The 17864-nt window shown below is 38.7% G+C and carries 10 protein-coding genes; 1 reads left to right on the top strand and 9 read right to left on the bottom strand.

Features of this window, described 5'->3' with window-relative positions; all coding sequences use genetic code 11:
• Positions 1 to 44 precede the first annotated feature (44 nt).
• The 7 genes from TZ91_RS04650 to TZ91_RS04680 all read right to left on the bottom strand — a co-directional run bounded on the left by TZ91_RS04650 (position 45) and on the right by TZ91_RS04680 (position 14747).
• Positions 45 to 7796 (bottom strand): Rib/alpha-like domain-containing protein, encoded by a 7752-nt coding sequence (locus TZ91_RS04650; RefSeq protein ID WP_045597129.1) that lies wholly within the window; start codon positions 7794 to 7796, stop codon positions 45 to 47.
• Positions 7797 to 7980: 184 nt separating this feature from the next.
• Complete coding sequence (locus tag TZ91_RS04655) at positions 7981 to 8820, bottom strand: amino acid ABC transporter substrate-binding protein (RefSeq protein WP_024057639.1); 840 nt, start codon at positions 8818 to 8820, stop codon at positions 7981 to 7983.
• A 9-nt stretch (positions 8821 to 8829) separates the two neighbouring features.
• Positions 8830 to 9459, bottom strand: coding sequence for an amino acid ABC transporter ATP-binding protein (locus TZ91_RS04660; RefSeq protein ID WP_024057640.1), 630 nt, complete (start codon positions 9457 to 9459; stop codon positions 8830 to 8832).
• Between the two features lie 9 nt (positions 9460 to 9468).
• Positions 9469 to 10110 carry an amino acid ABC transporter permease gene (locus TZ91_RS04665; RefSeq protein ID WP_033687139.1) on the bottom strand — a complete coding sequence of 214 codons (642 nt, stop codon included), beginning with the start codon at positions 10108 to 10110 and terminating at the stop codon, positions 9469 to 9471.
• Positions 10111 to 10250: 140 nt separating this feature from the next.
• A complete protein-coding gene (locus tag TZ91_RS04670) occupies positions 10251 to 11480 on the bottom strand; it encodes a tetratricopeptide repeat protein (protein ID WP_033687140.1) in 1230 nt (409 codons plus the stop codon).
• Positions 11470 to 12636 (bottom strand): AI-2E family transporter, encoded by a 1167-nt coding sequence (locus tag TZ91_RS04675; RefSeq protein WP_033687141.1) that lies wholly within the window; start codon positions 12634 to 12636, stop codon positions 11470 to 11472. The genes TZ91_RS04670 and TZ91_RS04675 overlap by 11 nt, the downstream gene beginning before the upstream one ends.
• A 128-nt stretch (positions 12637 to 12764) precedes the next feature.
• The gene (locus tag TZ91_RS04680) at positions 12765 to 14747 is read right to left on the bottom strand and encodes a peptide ABC transporter substrate-binding protein (protein ID WP_033687142.1); all 1983 of its coding nucleotides are present in this window, start codon (positions 14745 to 14747) and stop codon (positions 12765 to 12767) included.
• A 172-nt stretch (positions 14748 to 14919) separates the two neighbouring features.
• Here TZ91_RS04680 and TZ91_RS04685 point away from each other — a divergent pair, with 172 nt between their 5' ends.
• The gene (locus TZ91_RS04685; RefSeq protein ID WP_033687143.1) at positions 14920 to 15933 is read left to right on the top strand and encodes a lactonase family protein; all 1014 of its coding nucleotides are present in this window, start codon (positions 14920 to 14922) and stop codon (positions 15931 to 15933) included.
• A gap of 44 nt (positions 15934 to 15977) precedes the next feature.
• Here TZ91_RS04685 and TZ91_RS04690 read toward each other — a convergent pair whose 3' ends face one another.
• Positions 15978 to 16397, bottom strand: a complete 420-nt coding sequence (locus tag TZ91_RS04690; RefSeq protein ID WP_000068037.1) for a F0F1 ATP synthase subunit epsilon — start codon at positions 16395 to 16397, stop codon at positions 15978 to 15980.
• 10 nt (positions 16398 to 16407) lie between these two features.
• Positions 16408 to 17814 (bottom strand): F0F1 ATP synthase subunit beta, encoded by a 1407-nt coding sequence (gene atpD, locus TZ91_RS04695; RefSeq protein WP_000094357.1) that lies wholly within the window; start codon positions 17812 to 17814, stop codon positions 16408 to 16410.
• Between the last annotated feature and the right edge of the window lie 50 nt (positions 17815 to 17864).

The raw sequence follows: 17864 nt of genomic DNA on the forward strand, positions 1-17864 counted from the left end.
CTCAGTCTATTTTTCTATTGAATCTTAGAAAGGAAGGATCTTTCTTAGTCTTCTTTTTTCTTACGAACTACAAGTCCGAATGCACTCAACATTCCAAGAAGTCCAAGACTAGCTAGACCAGCCTTATCTTCTGTACCAGTATTTGGTAGTTCCGTCTTGTCATTGGCTACGGTTGTTTCAACGGATACTTGTTTAGAATCTGTAGAACTTGTCTGAACTGGAGTAGCTACTGGTTTTTCTGGACTTGTAGGAGTCTCTGGAGAGCTTGGTTGCTCAGAACGGGTTGGGGTAACTACTTTCTTATAGGTATGAATCACATTGCCATTTTTATCTGTCTTAGTGCCAGTATATTCATAACCTTCTAAAGTCTTAGGTCCATGGCTACCATTTTCTTCTGGAGAAATTTCTTTACCATCACCATCTTGGTAACGTGTTACGATATGAGTAGTTGAACTACCATTATTACCTTGATTATTACCTTGACTATCCCCATGATTAGATTTAGGAGTAACTTTCACAGGAACATCCACTGTCACTTTACGTCCGTCTGGCAACTCTAATTCTACTGTTACAGATGGTTTGTCACCAGGTGTATTTGTTTTTGGAATTTCTCCAACTTTAGTAATCTTCCATCCTTCTGGTAAACCTACTTTCTTAATAACATCCTCTTTCGTAATTGGTGTTCCAACTTCCACTACAATAGGAGTTACTGTCGGTGTTACGATGATTGGTACCTCTACTTCAACAATTTCTCCAGTTGGAACTTTAATCTTCACTTTAACGCTTGGTTTCACTCCAGCAGGAATTGTTGTTGGGATTTCTCCTACTTCAATAATTTCCCATCCTGGTTCTTTTGGAAGATCGATATGCCCTTTCACATCGTCTGGTGTGATTGGAGTTCCTTGTGGTACAACAATTTGTCTTACGGTTGGCGTAACGATGACTGGTACATCGACAGTAATCTTACGACCATCTGGTAATTCAATCTCTACTGGAACGACTGGTTTTGTTCCTGGTGTGGTTGTTGTTGGAATTTCTCCTATTTTTGTTACCTTCCATCCATTTGGTAATTCAATATGTTTCTGAACATCTTCTGGCGTAACTGGTGTTCCTACTGGAACTACTACAGGTGTTACTTTCGGTGTTACGATTACTGGAATGTTCATCGTTACGCGAATTCCATTTGGTAATTCAATCACTACTGGGATACTTGGTCTTTCACCTGGAATATCTGTTGTAGGTTTATCACCAATATTGATAACTTTTACTCCTTTTGGAATGTGTTTTTCAACATCCTCAGCGGTAATTGGATCTCCTTGTTTTTTAACAATATCTTCAATAGGTGTGACATTTACTGGAATTTCTACAGTCACAACTTTACCGTTTGGTAATGTAATCGTTACTTTTACAGGATCCTTCTTACCAGGTGTTGTTAAGTCTGGAATGTTTTCTACCTTACTTGTTGCTCCTTCTGGTACTTTGATTTGTTTTAAAATATCCTCTGGAGTCAATTTAGCTGTTGTGACTGGTGTTTCAATTGGTGTAATTGGTGTTACATTCACTTGTACGTCTACTGTCACTACTTTGCCATTTGGTAATGTAATCGTTACTTTTACAGGATCTTTCTTACCAGGCGTTGTTAAGTCTGGAATGTTTTCTACCTTACTTGTTGCTCCTTCTGGTACTTTGATTTGTTTCAAGATATCTTCTGGAGTCAATTTATCTTTCGTTACTGGTGTTTCGATTTCCTTAACTGGTGTGACTATTACTGGTACGTCTACTGTCACTACTTTGCCATTTGGTAATGTAATCGTTACTTTTACAGGATCCTTCTTACCAGGCGTTGTTAAGTCTGGAATGTTTTCTACCTTACTTGTTGCTCCTTCTGGTACTTTGATTTGTTTCAAGATATCTTCTGGAGTCAGTTTTTCTGTTGTAACTGGTGTTTCGATTTCCTTAACTGGTGTGACTGTTACAGGAATATCTACAGTATAAGATTTACCATTTGGTAATGTAATCGTTACTTTTACAGGAGTTTTTTCTCCAGGTGTTGTTAAATCTGGTAAGTCTCCTACTTTAGCTGTTGCTCCGTCTGGAATATTTTGACCTCTAGTATAGTCTTCTTCTTTTAATGGCGTATTTGTTACAGGTGTTTCAATTGGTGTTGGTTTTGTTTCAACTACTTTAATAGTAGCTGGAACTTCTACTAACACTTTCCCATCTTTATCTTTTACAACTACAGTAACTGGTTTATCACCTGGTGTTGATCCATCATATGGAGTTGTTTGTCCTTCTGGAACTTTGTATTCGAACGTTGAACCTTCTGGATAATCACTTGGTGTGATACTATCTTCAGCTTTAGGTTTATCTTTATCTTCAGCATTTACTGGAGTTAATTGTTCTTTACCTTGAACGACTTTAATCTTCGCAGGTACTTCTACAATTGTATCTCCATCCGAATCTTTCACGACTACAGTAACATCTTTTTCACCCGGTGTTGTTCCATCATATGGAGTTGCTTGTTCTTCTGGAGTTTTGTATTCAAATGTTGAACCTTCTGGATAATCATCTGGAGTGATGCTATCTTTTGGTTTTGGTTTCTTATCATTTTCAGCATTCACAGGGACATATTGTGTCTTAGGTTCTACTACTACAATTGTCGCTGGAATTTCTGTAATTGGTTGTCCATTCAGCTTAGCTACCACCGTTACTGGTTTATCACCTGGTGTTGTTGTATCTACTGGAGTGTTATCTTTATATTCAAATGTTGTTCCAGTTGGGAAATCATTTGGATTAATGTTTTCTTTTGGATCTGGCTGTTTCTTAGCTGGGTCTACTGGTACATATTTAGGATAACCTTCCACTACACGAACTGTAGATGGCACTTCAACTAATACCTTATCCCCTTGTTTCACAACAACGGTAACTTTCTTATCACCTGGTTTAGATGTATCTACTTCTTCTTTATACTCAAATGTTGCATCATCTGGGTAATCATTCGAATCAATGCTATCTTCAGGTGATGGTTGTTTCTTACCTTCATCTACTGGAACAATTTGTGGGTAACCTTGTACAACTTTCACTTTTGTTGGTACTTCTACAAGTGTATCATTTCCATCTTTTGCAATGACAACTACATCTTTTTCTCCTGGTGTTGTTGTATCTACTGGAGTCTTATACTCAAATGTTGTTCCTTCTGGGTATTGTTCTGGATCAATGCTCTTAGCTGCATCCGGTTGTGGTTTGCTTGGATCTGCTACTACGTATTGTGTCTTAGGATCTACAACTACTACTCTCGCAGGAACTTCTGCAATTGGTTGACCATTTAACTTAGCTACAACAGTTACATCTTTTTCACCTGCAGTTGTTGTATCTACTGGTGTTTTGTATTCAAATGTTGTGCCATCTGGATATTCTCCTGGTGTAACACTATCTTTCGCTTCAGGTTGTTTCTTAGCTGGATTTGCTACTACAAATTGTGGTGTACTATCAACTACACGTACAGTTGCTGGTACTTCAACGATTGTATTTCCTTGTGGATCAAGTACTTCAACAATCACATTCTTATCACCAGTTGTTGTTACATCGATTGGAGATGTTTGCCCATCTGGAGTCTTATATCTAAATGTAGATCCTTCTGGATAATCTGTTTTATCAATGCTCTTTTCTGGATCTGGTTGTTTGTTGTTTTCATCAACTGGGACGATTTGTGGTATACCTTCAACTACTGTAACTGGTACTTTAACAGTTGTTGTTTTCTCTTCATCATCTACAATGTATTTAACAGTCACATCCACTTCAGTATCATCTGTTAAGTCAGGGACTGTTACTGTAGCTGTTTTATCAATTTCAACTCTAGCACCTTGTGGTAGTTTACCTGTAAATGTTCCATCAGCAATCGCTTTTTCAGCTTGAGCAAGTACTTTTTCTTTTGCTTTTTCTTTGTCGCCATTTTTAGGAACAAGAATTTCATCTGCTTCTGGTTTTGGTAAAACTGTTACTGGAACTTTCACTGTTTCGGTTAACTTACCATTATCATATGTTACCGGGATTGTCGCTTCTTTATTTCCTGCTTTAGCAGTAATATCTTCAGCAATGACAGGTTCACCTTTTGTTCCGTCTGTACCTGGTGTTACAGCACCTTTCACATCATCTTTTGTAACAGTATCCCCTTCAAATACTACTAATTTCTTAGCTGTTGAACCTACTACTGTTACTGGGACTGTTACTTCTCTAGTTGCAACTACTTTACCATCTTTTACATACTCTACAACTGCTGTTGCTGGCTTTTGTACTCCAGTTGCTGTTGTTTCCGGTACTGTTCCTGCTTTAACTTCTTTAACTCTTACAGTTACACCATCTGGCAATTTATCAGTTGGAACTGCAGTTGCTGCTTCTACTGCTTTCGCTTTAACTGCTTCATCTAAACCAGTGCTATCTTTAAGAACTGTTACACCTGTTGGTTCTACTTTTGGTAAAACTACAACATCTACTTTAGTTTCTACAGGAATTGTTTCAGTTCCTTTTGTATAAGTTACTGTTGCTGGCACTTCTAGTGTTTGACCTGCTTTTTTAGCTGTTGTAGGAATATCTGTAATATCATTTTTAGTTGGAGTAAAGCCGTCTACAGCTGTAGGGTTTACTTTTTCTTTCAACTGATCATTTGTTACTGCATCATCTTCAACTGTATACAATTTATTCGTTTCTTGATCTTTTACAGTAATTGTATAGGTAGTTGAATTCACTGCAGTTTCGGCACCTTTATTTGTTCCAGTATCCGTTTCAGTATCCGCAGTAACGATATTTCCGTTACTATCTTTTACTTCAACTTTAACTGTGTAAGTACCTACTTCTGATAATTTAACAGTTGCTGCTTCTGTTGCACTTCTATATTCTGTTACTTTTCCTGAAGGAGATGTTAACGTTACTTTTGTAACTGTTGTTTCCTTTTTATTTGGAGCAGTTGTCGCATCATCTTCTGTATCTGTAATTGTTACTGCAGCTGATTTTTGTTTTACCAAATCTACTGTAGCACCTTTTACAGTAGTATATAAACTTGAGCTAATAGACGGAGCATCATTTAATATAGACGCTTTATCTGAAGAACTTGCTGTTTCTACTGCATCAACTGTTCCTTTAAATCCTGATGTAGTTGAAATCGTCCACTTATCTCCAGTTTTTGTTGCTGTTACAGTAGAATTATCATCAGCAGACCATTTATTTAATCCTTTATCATATTTAACAGTTACAACCATTCCTTTATTAGTATCAGTTGCTGAATCTGCTGAACTGTTCGCCGTATTTTCTTTTTTATAGGTCGTTAATGTACGAGATACATTATTAACGGCTGTAACTTTTCCTTCTGCGTTTAATGTACGAGTATATTCGTAAACATTAAAGATTGTTTCTCCATCTTTATTCACATCAACATATAGGTCGCGTTTTAACCATGTTGTTGTACCGTCACTGTTAGGAGTTTTCTTCTCAGCAGTCTCACCAGATAATTCCCAACGACCACTAGTTTTATTGAATGTTGCTGCTACATTTTCTCCTAGTTGCGTTTTTAATGTTACTTCGGCTCGTGTAAACGTTGCTGTAATATTTTCACTATTTGCAGTTACGTTAATCGTATCTGTTGCGGCATTTGCTGTTGCTGTTGGAAGAACTTTTAGATTGAAAGTTTCACCAACTGTACCAATTTCATCATTGACGTTTACAGCAGTATTTGTTGTTTCTGATACAACCCATTTACCATCTTTAGCAACAATTTTTGTATTTGTTCCATCTGGTAATGTAATTGTCGCTTCTGAAGCCCCTTTAGAAATTGTAATCGGAACTTCTGTATCGTAAGCATGAATATTTTTTATTGTCACTTCAGGTGCAATTTTAAAGGTTGCGTGTGCGTATGCCTCATTAGCATTTGTCTCTTGATAATCTCTTGCATAAATTGAAACTCTGTAAATCCCAGCTTCAGTTGGTGTTCCTTTGAATCCATTCGGATTATTCTCAGTCATATCAGCTGATGCAATTGTAAAACCTACACCTGGAATTTTTGTCTCATTTCCTGTTAATTCTGTAGGAGTAGCAGCACCAGTACCTGTCGTTCCTGTAATCTTCGCTCCAGAAACACCCAGAATAGCACGTCCTACAGTTTCTGTAATTGTAGTTGTACGTCCAATTGGGGTTCCATTTTCATTCGTTAAAGTATAAGAAACTCTTCTATCATTTGGTACCCCAGCATGCGAAGCTCCAGCATCTCTATATTCTACTGGAACAGTTAGTGCTTCTCCAACTTTCCCTTCTTTAACAGTATCGTTAATTTCTAGTGTTGGTGGTGTTCCATCTTTCCATGCTGTTCCACCAAATCTATGATCATCTAGTGGAATCGTAACACTTTTACCAGTAATAGTATTTTTAAACGTTACTCGAGCTTTTACTTGTTGATAGTTAAATGGACTTCTATGTGTTACAACCCCTTGCACACTATCTGTTGCTTTGTCATAAAATAAACCATTCGGGAAATTGGACACATTGAAATCTGAAACAGTCCAACCAGCCTTTTTAGCAGCTTCTGTTACTTCAATACGTTTACTTACATCTTTAATGTATACTTTATCAATACCTTGTTCATATCCAAGTTTATAGATACTAGAAAGCAGATATTCATAAGGTCCATTTCCATAGTAAGTTGCTGGGATTTGACTTGAAATACTAGTTCCATTATATCTTAGCTTTCCACGCCATAGTGGAGCTTCTTCTATAATTTTTTGGACTTCTTCAGCAGGAAGTTTCAATCCATAGTCAATACGAGCCTTTACATCACTCTCTTTACCATCATAAGTATAGTTAGATGGTCCAGGACTAGGTCTTGTACCAGCTCTTTGATCAGAGAACACTCTAAACTCTAAGTCAGCAGCATCTGCTATTTTCTCTGGAGTATTAACACCTAAATCACCTTGACCTGGATGGCGACTCCCGAACGGCATTGTATAAGTATCCCAACCAGTAAAGTTTTCTCGTGATACTGTACTTGTGCTTCCGATAATATTTTTCGCAGTTGGTTGCGCTGGATTTGTTGGTGTGATTGTATCACTAGTTCCTGTAGTTGTAGCACCGTTACTAGATGAATCAGCTCTAAACTCACTTTCCCCTTTACCAGGGATAGCTTGTCCATTTCTAGAATCTTGGTTTTGGTTTACTTTTTCTTCTTCAGTTGCTTCTGAATTGATACTGTTTAAAATGATAAGGCTACTTGAAAGTTGTTTAGCAAGTGCATCAACGTTTGATTGTGTTTTTGTATCATCATTTAAAAGCTCTTTTGCTTTATGAACCAAATTTTTAGCATCATCAATGACTGATTTTGTTTTCTTTCCTTCAGTTAATTGACTCAATCTACTTTCAGCTTTAGCAACTAAATCTTCTAACGATGCTGTATTAATAGCAACTTTTTCCGTCACTACGTTTGGAGTTTCAACTTCACTGGCTTGTTTGTCAGTAGTAGACTCTTTTAGAGAAGTAGTATTTTGTCCATCGGGCTCTTTAGCAGTAGCAGATGCTTGTCCTGAAACTTCCTTAGAGAGTTCCGTGGACTTATCATTTAGATTTTGTGATTTTTGAACTGCTGTATGTTCTGAATTAGTTAGTTGTTCCGCCGCTTGGACGCTTCCTCCACCAAGGAAAAACAGTCCAGTAGCTACAGCCACACTAGCCGCTCCAAAACTAACCTTACGAATACTGTAACGTGTGAATTTCTCCACCTGCGATTGACGAACATATCGTCCTTTAGAATTAAACATAAATAGATTCCTCCAACATAACATGAATTGTTAATATATGATACTTTGATGTAAAAAATAACTTTAAACCACAAATAAATATAGTGATATGTTATCTTTTCTGCTTAATATATTATCGAACAATAATCAATCTGTCAAGCGATATCTAACTCTTATATTATAAATAAAAAGAAGAAACCGTCATTTAGATTCCTTCTTTCACTTCTTTTGTTGCTACATCTTCTCCAAACCATTTTTGGCTGATTTCCTGGAACTTTCCTTCTTGGTATAGTTCGATAAAGGCCTGGTTTAATGCTGTTAATAATCTTTTATCAGCTGGTCTAACTCCGACCGCAAAGGATTCACTTTCAAATCCTGCTGAAAAGACATTGTAGTCATTTAATATCCCCTCAGACTGGAGATAGTAATTAGCATACACTCGGTCAATCAACAAGGCATCAATCCGATCATTTTTCAAGTCAATCAAGGCCTCATTAAAACTCTGGTACTGATTAGCCTTCTGATCTTTGACACGATTTTTCAGTAAATCTGGCTGGACTTCAAAGTCTAAATAACCAGAGGAACCTGCTTGGGCTCCCAAGGTCTTATCCTTCATATCCTCTACTGAACGAATCTGCTGGCTTTTCTTCGTAACCAGAACTTGCTGATTTTCCATATATGGAATGCTAAAGGCAACTTTCTCTCGGCGTTCATCAGTGGCAGAATAGCCATTCCAGATGGCATCAATGGTTCCATTTTGCAGTTCCGTCTCCTTCATATCCCAGTCAATGGGTTGAAATTGAATCTTAAAGCCTAATTTTTCAGAGACAGCTTGTGCTAAGTCAATATCAAAGCCTGTATATTGGCCATTCTTTTCTTCAAAACCCATGGGTACAAAGGTATTGTCAAAACCAATAGTAATGGTCCCCTGCTCTTGATATTTATCCCAGTTATCCTGCTTTGGATCACTAGCCTTTTGAGTACAAGCTGTTAAAAAAAGAGTCAGGAGAGAAACCAATACTAAAGCAATTTTCTTATTAGTCATTGGCACCTCCTACTTGGGCTCAACCTTGAGAATCTGATCTGCGATATTTTCAGCGAATTGTAAATCGTGGGTAACCACAATCTGCGTCATCCCAAGTTCCCTATTTTGCAAGATCAATTTTTCCACTTCCAAGCGCAATTCTGGATCCAGAGCAGAAGTTGGTTCATCGTAGCCAATGATTTCTGGGTCAATCATCATAGCACGCGCCAAGGACACACGCTGCTTTTGCCCACCAGATAGTGAGAAGGGATAAGCATCTGCATGTCCTGCTAGCCCCAACTGTTCCAAAAGCCCTCGCGCCTTCTTCTCAGCCTCTTCCTGATTCATTCCCATGGTTTTTACGGGCGATAAGGTCAAATTATCTAGAACTGATAAATGAGGGAAAAGTTGAAAATCTTGGAATACAAATCCCAGTAGATTCCGCTTCTCCAATTCATCCAGTTCTAAAGGTTCTCCATTATAAAAGATTTGCCCTGAGTCAATAGTTTCAAGACCTGCAAGCATGCGCAAGAGGGTTGTCTTACCTCCACCAGAAGGCCCAACGATAGCTAGGATTTGCTTTTCAGGAATTTTTAGACTGAAATTGGACAAAATTTGCTTTTCACCAAAGCCTTTATTGATATTTCGTAATTCTAACATGGCAGCCTCCTATCTATAGTAACTGTATTTCTTCTCAACTTTTTTGGCAAGAATGGTTACAATACCAATCAAAATCAAGTAAATAGCTCCTGCCAAGAACATAGGAACCAGGCTAGCATCACGGTTGGCAGCTGTTCGACTAGCCAAGATAAGGTCTGAAATTCCTAGAGCATAGACCAAAGAAGTATCCTTGACCAAACTCATGACTTCGTTAAATACGCTAGGAAGAACAATCTTGGTCACTTGGGGCAAGATAATATAGCGAACTGTGGCAAAGGGACTGAACTTCAAGACCTTGGCAGCCTCATATTGACCTTTAGGAATGGTATCAATCCCACCACGGAAGATTTCAGCAAAGTAAGCCGCATAATTCAACACAAAGGCAATGATAGCCGCAGGAAGACGGTCCAAACGAATCCCAATACTTGGCAGCACATAATAGATAAAGATTAATTGCAAGAGCAAGGGTGTGCCTCGCATAATCCAAATATAAATATTAATCAAATGATGGAGGGGCTTCCAATGGACTTGCAAGGCAAAGGCAATCAAAACGCCCAAGGGAATAGAAAAAATCAAGACCAGTGCAAAAACCTGCAAAGTCATGCTTGCACCGCTCAATAAACTCGGTAATATCTCAAACAAATAAGACATACTGCACCTCCTAAAAATAATTGTTCCTATTATAGCATAAATAAACAAAATAACCAAGAATTTTTGTAAAAAAATTCTATTTGAAAAAGAAAAACTATATCTATCAAAAATGATTAGATACAGTTTTTAAAAATATATTCTTACAATCTCTCATACAGTTCTTGCATTTGCACATCATCTGGAACTAGTTTTAAGTAAGCTTGGGCATTGACTTTTGCTTCCTCAAAGTAGCCCAGTTCACGCAAGAGATAGATATAGTGTTCCAGAAACTCTGGATTGTCCTTCAAATCTCCTACTAATTCTTGGTAATGCTCATAGGCAGAATCCAAATCGTCCATTTCTTGATAGGAACGAGCAATCATCCACTTGGTCAAAAGATTTTCTGGCTCCTCACTTTGCAAGTCTAGAATATCTTCATAACGCTCCTGCTCCAGATAAATAGTTGCTAGACGGAGTAAGATTTCTTCCGTATCCTCAGCATCTTCTTTAGCAGTAAGGAGGTAGTTCTCTGCTCCACTAGCATCATGCAATTCATAAGAAAATTGTGAAGCTGCTAACAAGAGTCTTGTTTCAAAAGGATTTTTCTCCAAGCCTTGCTTAGCGATACGCAGGGCTTCTTGAACTTGATGTTCCTTATGTAAGGCCTGACTGTAACCATACTCATAGCCTTCAAAATCAGGTGAAATGGTATCAAGTTGCTTAAAGTATAGAACAGCTTTTTGATATTCTTCTTGATCAAAGTAAAGACTGGCTAACTCAAAAGCTGTTAGGTCATCGTATTCTAACTCCAGGGCTTTTTCTAAAAACTCTGTAGCTGTTTCAAATTTCCCCAACTGTGCATAGGCAAAGCCAATCCGTTGATAGGTAGAAATGCCTGTTTGCTCATAAATAGTACGATTATCTAACTGGGCATAGCCTTGAATGGCCTCTTGATAATTTTCCAACTCACTATCCAACTCTGCCAAACCCAATATCAAGAGAGGATCTTCTGAGTAAGTCAAGGCCTCCAATAATTTCTCACGCGCCACATCTGTCAAACCTTCCAACTGGTATAGGTCTGCCTTAAGTGCCAAAGCTGAAACATACCAGTCACTGTCAGCTTGGATTTCCTCAAGGTACGCAAATGCTTCCTCGATTTGACCATCCTCGCTAGCAATAGCTGCTAGATTAAGATTAACCTCTGGAAAGTCCTCTACGATTTTCAGGTAAATTTCCTTGGCCTGAGGATAAAAACCAATCCCTTCTAGATAGGTGGCTAACTCATACAGAAGGTCACTTGGATCATTTTCTAAAGCTTTGACGAAATAATGTTCTGCCTTAACTAAATCTTGCTCTTCCAAAGCCTGTAACATCTGTTGACTATTGTTCACTCTTTACTTCCTCTCCTTCTAGTTCATATAAACCACTAACTACCTTATACCATTCAAAAATCGCTGAAATGACAACTTTAGCAGAGGCATAAACTGGAATACCGAGCAAGACTCCCCAAATACCAAACATGGAACCTGAAGTTAACAAGACAAAGAGAACATTAATTGGATGAATGTTTAATTGACTTCCTAAAATCAATGGAGAGACAAAACGACCTTCAATAGTTTGTTCTACGATAAAGACAATCACTACTTTCAAAAGCATGACTGGACCAGCAATCAAGCCCAATACTAGGGCAGGAAGCATGGCTAAAAAGCTACCCAAATAAGGAACCAGATTTAGAATACCAGCAGTAACACCTAGCGTAACCGCATAGCGTAGACCAATGATCTTAAAGAAAATCATAAACATTACCGCTACAATAATAGCCACTGTTACTTGCCCTCTAACATAATTGGACAACTGCTGATTCACATCTGACAAAACCTGTCCAACAGGTTCTTTCAATTTCGTTGGCATGAATTGGGTCAAATAGTGACGTAGGCCTTTTCCATCACGTAAGAGATAAAAGAGCATGAACGGAACGATAATCAAGGCAACAATCACTTGAGAAGCACCGCTAATAAAGGCACTTACCCAGTTGACTGCCTGAGAAGAAACTTTACTTGCCCAAACTGTAGCCTGACTTGAAAAGTTTGTCAAAACTTGTTCTAACTGAGGTCTGAAATCATCTGGTAAACGCTTGGTTACCAAATCGTCAATAACCCTGTCAGCATCTTCAAGGTAGACTGGAACATTCCTTGCAAATGATAAAACTTGACGTTGCAGATTTGGAATAGCTACTGCCAAGCCCCAAATGATAAAGAGAGCGATAATCACAAAGACAATACTAATGGCTATGACCCGATTAATCCTATGCTTCTCTATCCAATCAACAATGGGATTCAACAAATAATATAGCAGGCCAGATAGAATGACTGGTAACATCACAACTGCCAAAAAGTCTAAAACAGGTGAAAATAGAAAACTAATCTTACTTAAAATAAACAGATTGAGTCCTAATAATAAGGTTACCAAAAATACCGTAATTGCTTTGTTATCCAAAAACCACTTGAAAAACCAAGATAGGCTAAAATGTTTCTCTTTTTGTTCCATAAATACTTCCTTTCTGTCATTCTTTCATTATACCATTTTTAGATCAAAATAACTCTTTTTTAAAGTGCTTACAAAGTACTTATATTGAGACAGCGACATAAAAAATCCCCTCAAAAGAGGAGATTCGATTAGTCTTGAATATGACGGTCTAAGTTCTTCTGATAATCAGCATTTGATTTGGCTTTTTCATCAGCAAATTTCTTACGGAACTCATCCATTTCTTTAGTAGTGACAATCTTATCTTGGATTTTCAGATACTTGTAGCTATTTTCACTAGTCTTGTCACCTACCCAGCCACCGGCACCACTGCCAGGAACCATTTTCGTCACTAGCATTTGAGCACCATCAGAGTATACTGGAATAACAAGTGCACTATCTGACAACCAAGCTTGGGCCTTAGAATATTTGGAATAACGTTTTTGAAGGTCTGTTTTCTCACTATTTGCATCATCAATCAGTTCTTTGTATTTATCCAATCCAACTGTTTTAATAACTGGATTGTCTGTTCCTGGTGCCACACCAAGAGCACTTAGGAGACTTGGACCTGAAGTTGGATCAAATACATCTAGATAAGTCGATGGATCTGCAAAGTCTGGAGTCCAACCACTGACTGCATTAATATCCCAGTCAGTATTTGCATTGGAAGTAGCTAGAGTAGTCATACTTCCCAATTCGTCATCAGAAACTTGTTGAATATCAACAACTACATTGTCAGAGCCTAAGGCTTCCTCAATGGATTGTTTATAAGACTGAACCTGACGAATAAAATCTGGATTTGATGAAGAAATTGGCAAATCTAAATGAATTGGGAACTGTACTCCATCAGCTTGAAGGGTTTTCTTAGCAGCTTCAAACTTAGCTTTAGCCTTGTCTACATTATGAAGTGAATCTTGGGCATCATCAAGACTAACATCTTTCCAGACATTATCCAATTTATCCAATTCTGTCTTAGTAACTTGACCAAATGTTTGATCTCCTACTTGAACAAATGTTGGAGGAGTGAAACTTGTCCGTAACTTACGAGGTCCTACTTCATCACCAAATACTTGAGAGATCCCTGCTTTACGATCTACCGCAAAAGCCAAGGCTTGACGGAAATCTTTGTTTAACAAGGCTTTCTTAGTAGAAGTTTTTTCTGTATCACTTGTTTTAGCAGTGTGATTGTAATTTACACGGTCGATATTGGTTGAGATATAAAAAACTCCTCCACGCTGTTGACCATACACAATATTATCCTTGTATTTTTCTTTTAGACGTTCATAGTTAGCAGAGTTTTTAAAGAGTGGTGCAGCTGGATAGTGTCCCTCATCAAAACCGCGTCCTAGAGAGTCTGCATCTTGACCATCAAAGAAGGATAACTTGATATCATCAATAAAGACATTCTGCTTATCCCAATAATTTTGGTTTTTGGTCATTTCTATAGAAGACTTAGATGTAAGACCTTTGAGGAGAAATGGCCCATTGTATAGAATGCTCGTTACATCCGTTGGTTTACCAAAGTCATCTCCTTTAGAAGCTAAAAAGTCTTCATTGACTGGTGCAAGAACTCCCATTGTTGTTTTTGAATTCCAGAAAGATTCTGGATGGTTCAAAGTATAAACAACAGTATATTCGTCTGTTGCTTTTACACCAACAGTAGAAAAATCCGTTGTTTTCCCATTTACATAGTCATCCAATCCTTTGATAGAATCCTGTACAAGATAAAGAGCCTTTGATTTCTTATCTGCTGCGTGTTTCAGACCAGTCACAAAGTCTTGAGCCTTGACTTCACCATACTCTTCCCCCTCATTGGTATACCATTTGATACCCTGACGGATTTTATAAGTATAGGTCAAACCATCTTTGGAAACAGTCCAATCTTCTGCAACTGATGGAACAAGATTGCCATATTGGTCATTTTCAAGCAAACCGTCAATAACGTTACCTGTGACCTGTTTAGTGCTGACATTTCCAGAAACTGTATAATCCAGAGTCGAAGGATCTGATGAAAATACATAGGCATAAGTAACTGGTTTATTTGCTTCTTTATTAGCATTACCAGATGAACACGCTGCTAGGACAGCTGCCGAGAGTACAGCAACTCCTGCTGCTAAGAAAACACGTTTTTTCATAAACAAACTCCTTTACCATTTGTATAGGATTATTATAGCACTTTTCAAAAGGAAATCAATACAAAAACAAGTTAAATTTAATATTTTATTGTGTTTAATTATGTGTTATAGAATTCCTCCAACTACAATTTTTGTGATATAATAGTCATATCTTTATTATAGAGGTAAAGTTATGAAAGAAACTGTTTATTTTGGAACTTATACACGTCGTACTTCTCAAGGGATTTACAAGGCAGACTTTGATACAGAAACTGGTCAGCTTTCAAATCTAGAACTTTTTGCTACTGAGCCAAGTCCAACCTACCTTGCCTTTGACCAGCATCAACATTTATACACTGTTGGTAGTCAAGACGATAAGGGTGGAATTGCAGCCTATCAAACTAATGGTACCTTATTAAATCACGTCGTTGAAGAGGGAGCCCCCCACTGTTATGTTGCCGTTGATGAAGAGCGTGATTTGGTTTACGCGGCAAACTACCACAAGGGACAGGTCCTTGTTTATAAACGTCAGGAAAATGGTTGTCTTCTACTTAGTGATGTTGATCAACACAGTGGCCAAGGTCCACATGAAAATCAAGCTTCTCCACATGTTCACTATACAGATTTAACACCTGACCACTATCTAGTGACCTGCGACTTGGGTACTGACCAAGTAATTACTTACGATCTTGATTCAGAAGGAAAATTATCTAAGCTCTATACCTATCATAGCCAGCCAGGAGCAGGCTCACGCCATATTATTTTCCATAACCATTATAAAATTGCTTATCTCATTTGTGAACTCAATAGCACTATCGAGGTTCTAATCTACGATGGTGTTGGCGAATTTGAACGCATGCAAGTCATTTCAACTCTACCAGACGGTTATGAAGGCTTTAATGGTACTGCTGCTATTCGTCTCTCTAAAGATGGTAAATACCTCTACGCTTCTAACCGTGGTCATGATTCTATCGCAGTATATACAATTCTTGCGGACGGTAGCCTAGAGTTGTTAGAAATCGTTCCGACACATGGTCAGACTCCACGTGATTTTGATTTGACACCAGATCAAGAATTCCTTATTGCTGTCCATCAGGACTCTAATAATGCAACCGTCTTTAAACGCAATTCTGAAACTGGACGTCTAGCAGAACTTTCTAATGACTTCCATGTCCCAGAAGCAGTCTGCATCAGTTTTGCCCCTTAAGAAAACATAAAAAATGAACTTGGTAACTCAAGTTCATTTTTTTCTTATAGTCTATTTCCGACATTAATACGGTTAATGGCACGTTGCAGTGCAATCTTCGCACGACGTTCTTGGTCAATCAAGTGTTTGTCTTGTGCTTCTTCAATTTCACGCTCTGCTCGAAGTTTGGCACGTTCTGCACGACTAACGTCGATATCACGAGCACGTTCTGCAGAGTCAGCAACAATTGTGATAACGCCATTGGCAACTTCGATAACACCTCCGTTCACTGCAATCCAGTTCACGTGATTTTCATCATCTACACGTTTAACCTTAACCTCATCAACTGCTAAAACTGCAATCATATTTTCATGTCGTGGCAAGATTCCCATCTCACCATCCAGAGTTCGAACTGATACAAAGCTGGCATGGTGATCATAGACGAGACCATCTGGTGTCACGATCTGGACAGTTAACTGAGCCATAGATCACCTCTTAAAATCCCATTTTTTCAGCTTTTGCAATCACATCTTCGATAGAACCAACCCCACGGAAGGCATCTTCTGGCAAGTGGTCGTGTTTACCATCAAGGATTTCCTTAAAGCCACGAACAGTTTCAGCAACTGGAACATAAGAACCTGGCTGACCAGTGAATTGTTCCGCAACGTTGAAGTTTTGCGACAAGAAGAACTGGATACGGCGAGCACGAGCAACCAAGGTCTTTTCTTCATCAGAAAGCTCATCCATACCAAGGATAGCAATGATATCTTGCAATTCATGGTAACGTTGAAGGACTCGTTTTACTTCAGCAGCAACTGCATAGTGCTCTTCTCCAACGATTTCAGGTGCCAAGGCACGTGAGCTTGAAGCAAGTGGGTCAACGGCTGGGTAGATACCCAATTGTACCAACTTACGTTCCAAGTTTGTTGTTGAATCCAAGTGAGCGAAGGCTGTTGCTGGCGCTGGGTCAGTATAGTCATCCGCTGGCACATAGATAGCCTGGATAGAGGTTACAGAACCCTTCTTGGTTGATGTGATACGCTCTTGCAATTGACCCATTTCCGTAGCAAGTGTTGGTTGGTAACCAACGGCTGATGGCATACGACCCAAAAGGGCAGATACTTCTGAACCAGCCTGAGTGAAACGGAAGATATTATCGATAAAGAGAAGCACGTCTTGGCCTTCCACATCACGGAAGTATTCAGCGATTGTCAAACCAGTAAGGGCAACACGCATACGTGCTCCTGGTGGCTCATTCATCTGACCAAATACCATGGCTGTTTTCTCGATAACACCTGATTCTTTCATTTCCCAGTAAAGGTCGTTCCCTTCACGAGTACGTTCCCCAACACCGGTAAATACTGAAATACCACCGTGTTCTTGGGCAATGTTGTGAATCAATTCTTGGATTAAGACGGTTTTACCAACTCCGGCACCACCGAAAAGTCCAACCTTACCACCTTTAAGGTAAGGGGCAAGAAGGTCGATAACCTTAATCCCTGTTTCAAGGATTTCAGAAGAGGTAGACAATTCATCAAAAGTTGGAGCTTTTTTATGAATTGGCTGACGCTCTGCATCTTCTGTAAAAGGAGCTTCCAAGTCAATGGTATCTCCCAAAACATTGAAGACACGTCCCAAAGTTTCTTTACCTACTGGTACAGAGATTGGACGACCTGTGTCCAATACTTCCATTCCACGAGTCAAACCATCTGTTGATTCCATGGCGATAGTACGGACCATACCATCTCCCAACTCCAAGGCTACTTCAAGGACGATTTTTGTTTTTCTTTCGTCATTTTTGTAGACGACAAGTGCATTGTTAATCTCAGGAAGTTTTTCCCCTGCTGCAAACAAGACGTCTACAACGGGACCGATAACCTGAGCAATTTTACCTGAACTCATCTCCTTCTCCTATTCTATATAAGATACTGTCGGTCCCTAGCTTAACTAGG

It is taken from the genome of Streptococcus mitis (genome assembly GCF_000960025.1).
Taxonomy (GTDB): Bacteria; Bacillota; Bacilli; order Lactobacillales; family Streptococcaceae; genus Streptococcus; species Streptococcus mitis_DH.

Excerpts from the sequence above, each read along its gene's own strand:
- TZ91_RS04650 (WP_045597129.1), bottom strand. The coding sequence starts at position 7,796 with ATGTTTAATTCTAAAGGACGATATGTTCGTCAATCGCAGGTGGAGAAA.
- TZ91_RS04655 (WP_024057639.1), bottom strand. The coding sequence starts at position 8,820 with ATGACTAATAAGAAAATTGCTTTAGTATTGGTTTCTCTCCTGACTCTT.
- TZ91_RS04660 (WP_024057640.1), bottom strand. The coding sequence starts at position 9,459 with ATGTTAGAATTACGAAATATCAATAAAGGCTTTGGTGAAAAGCAAATT.
- TZ91_RS04665 (WP_033687139.1), bottom strand. The coding sequence starts at position 10,110 with ATGTCTTATTTGTTTGAGATATTACCGAGTTTATTGAGCGGTGCAAGC.
- TZ91_RS04675 (WP_033687141.1), bottom strand. The coding sequence starts at position 12,636 with ATGGAACAAAAAGAGAAACATTTTAGCCTATCTTGGTTTTTCAAGTGG.
- TZ91_RS04680 (WP_033687142.1), bottom strand. The coding sequence starts at position 14,747 with ATGAAAAAACGTGTTTTCTTAGCAGCAGGAGTTGCTGTACTCTCGGCA.
- TZ91_RS04685 (WP_033687143.1), top strand. The coding sequence starts at position 14,920 with ATGAAAGAAACTGTTTATTTTGGAACTTATACACGTCGTACTTCTCAA.
- TZ91_RS04690 (WP_000068037.1), bottom strand. The coding sequence starts at position 16,397 with ATGGCTCAGTTAACTGTCCAGATCGTGACACCAGATGGTCTCGTCTAT.
- atpD (WP_000094357.1), bottom strand. The coding sequence starts at position 17,814 with ATGAGTTCAGGTAAAATTGCTCAGGTTATCGGTCCCGTTGTAGACGTC.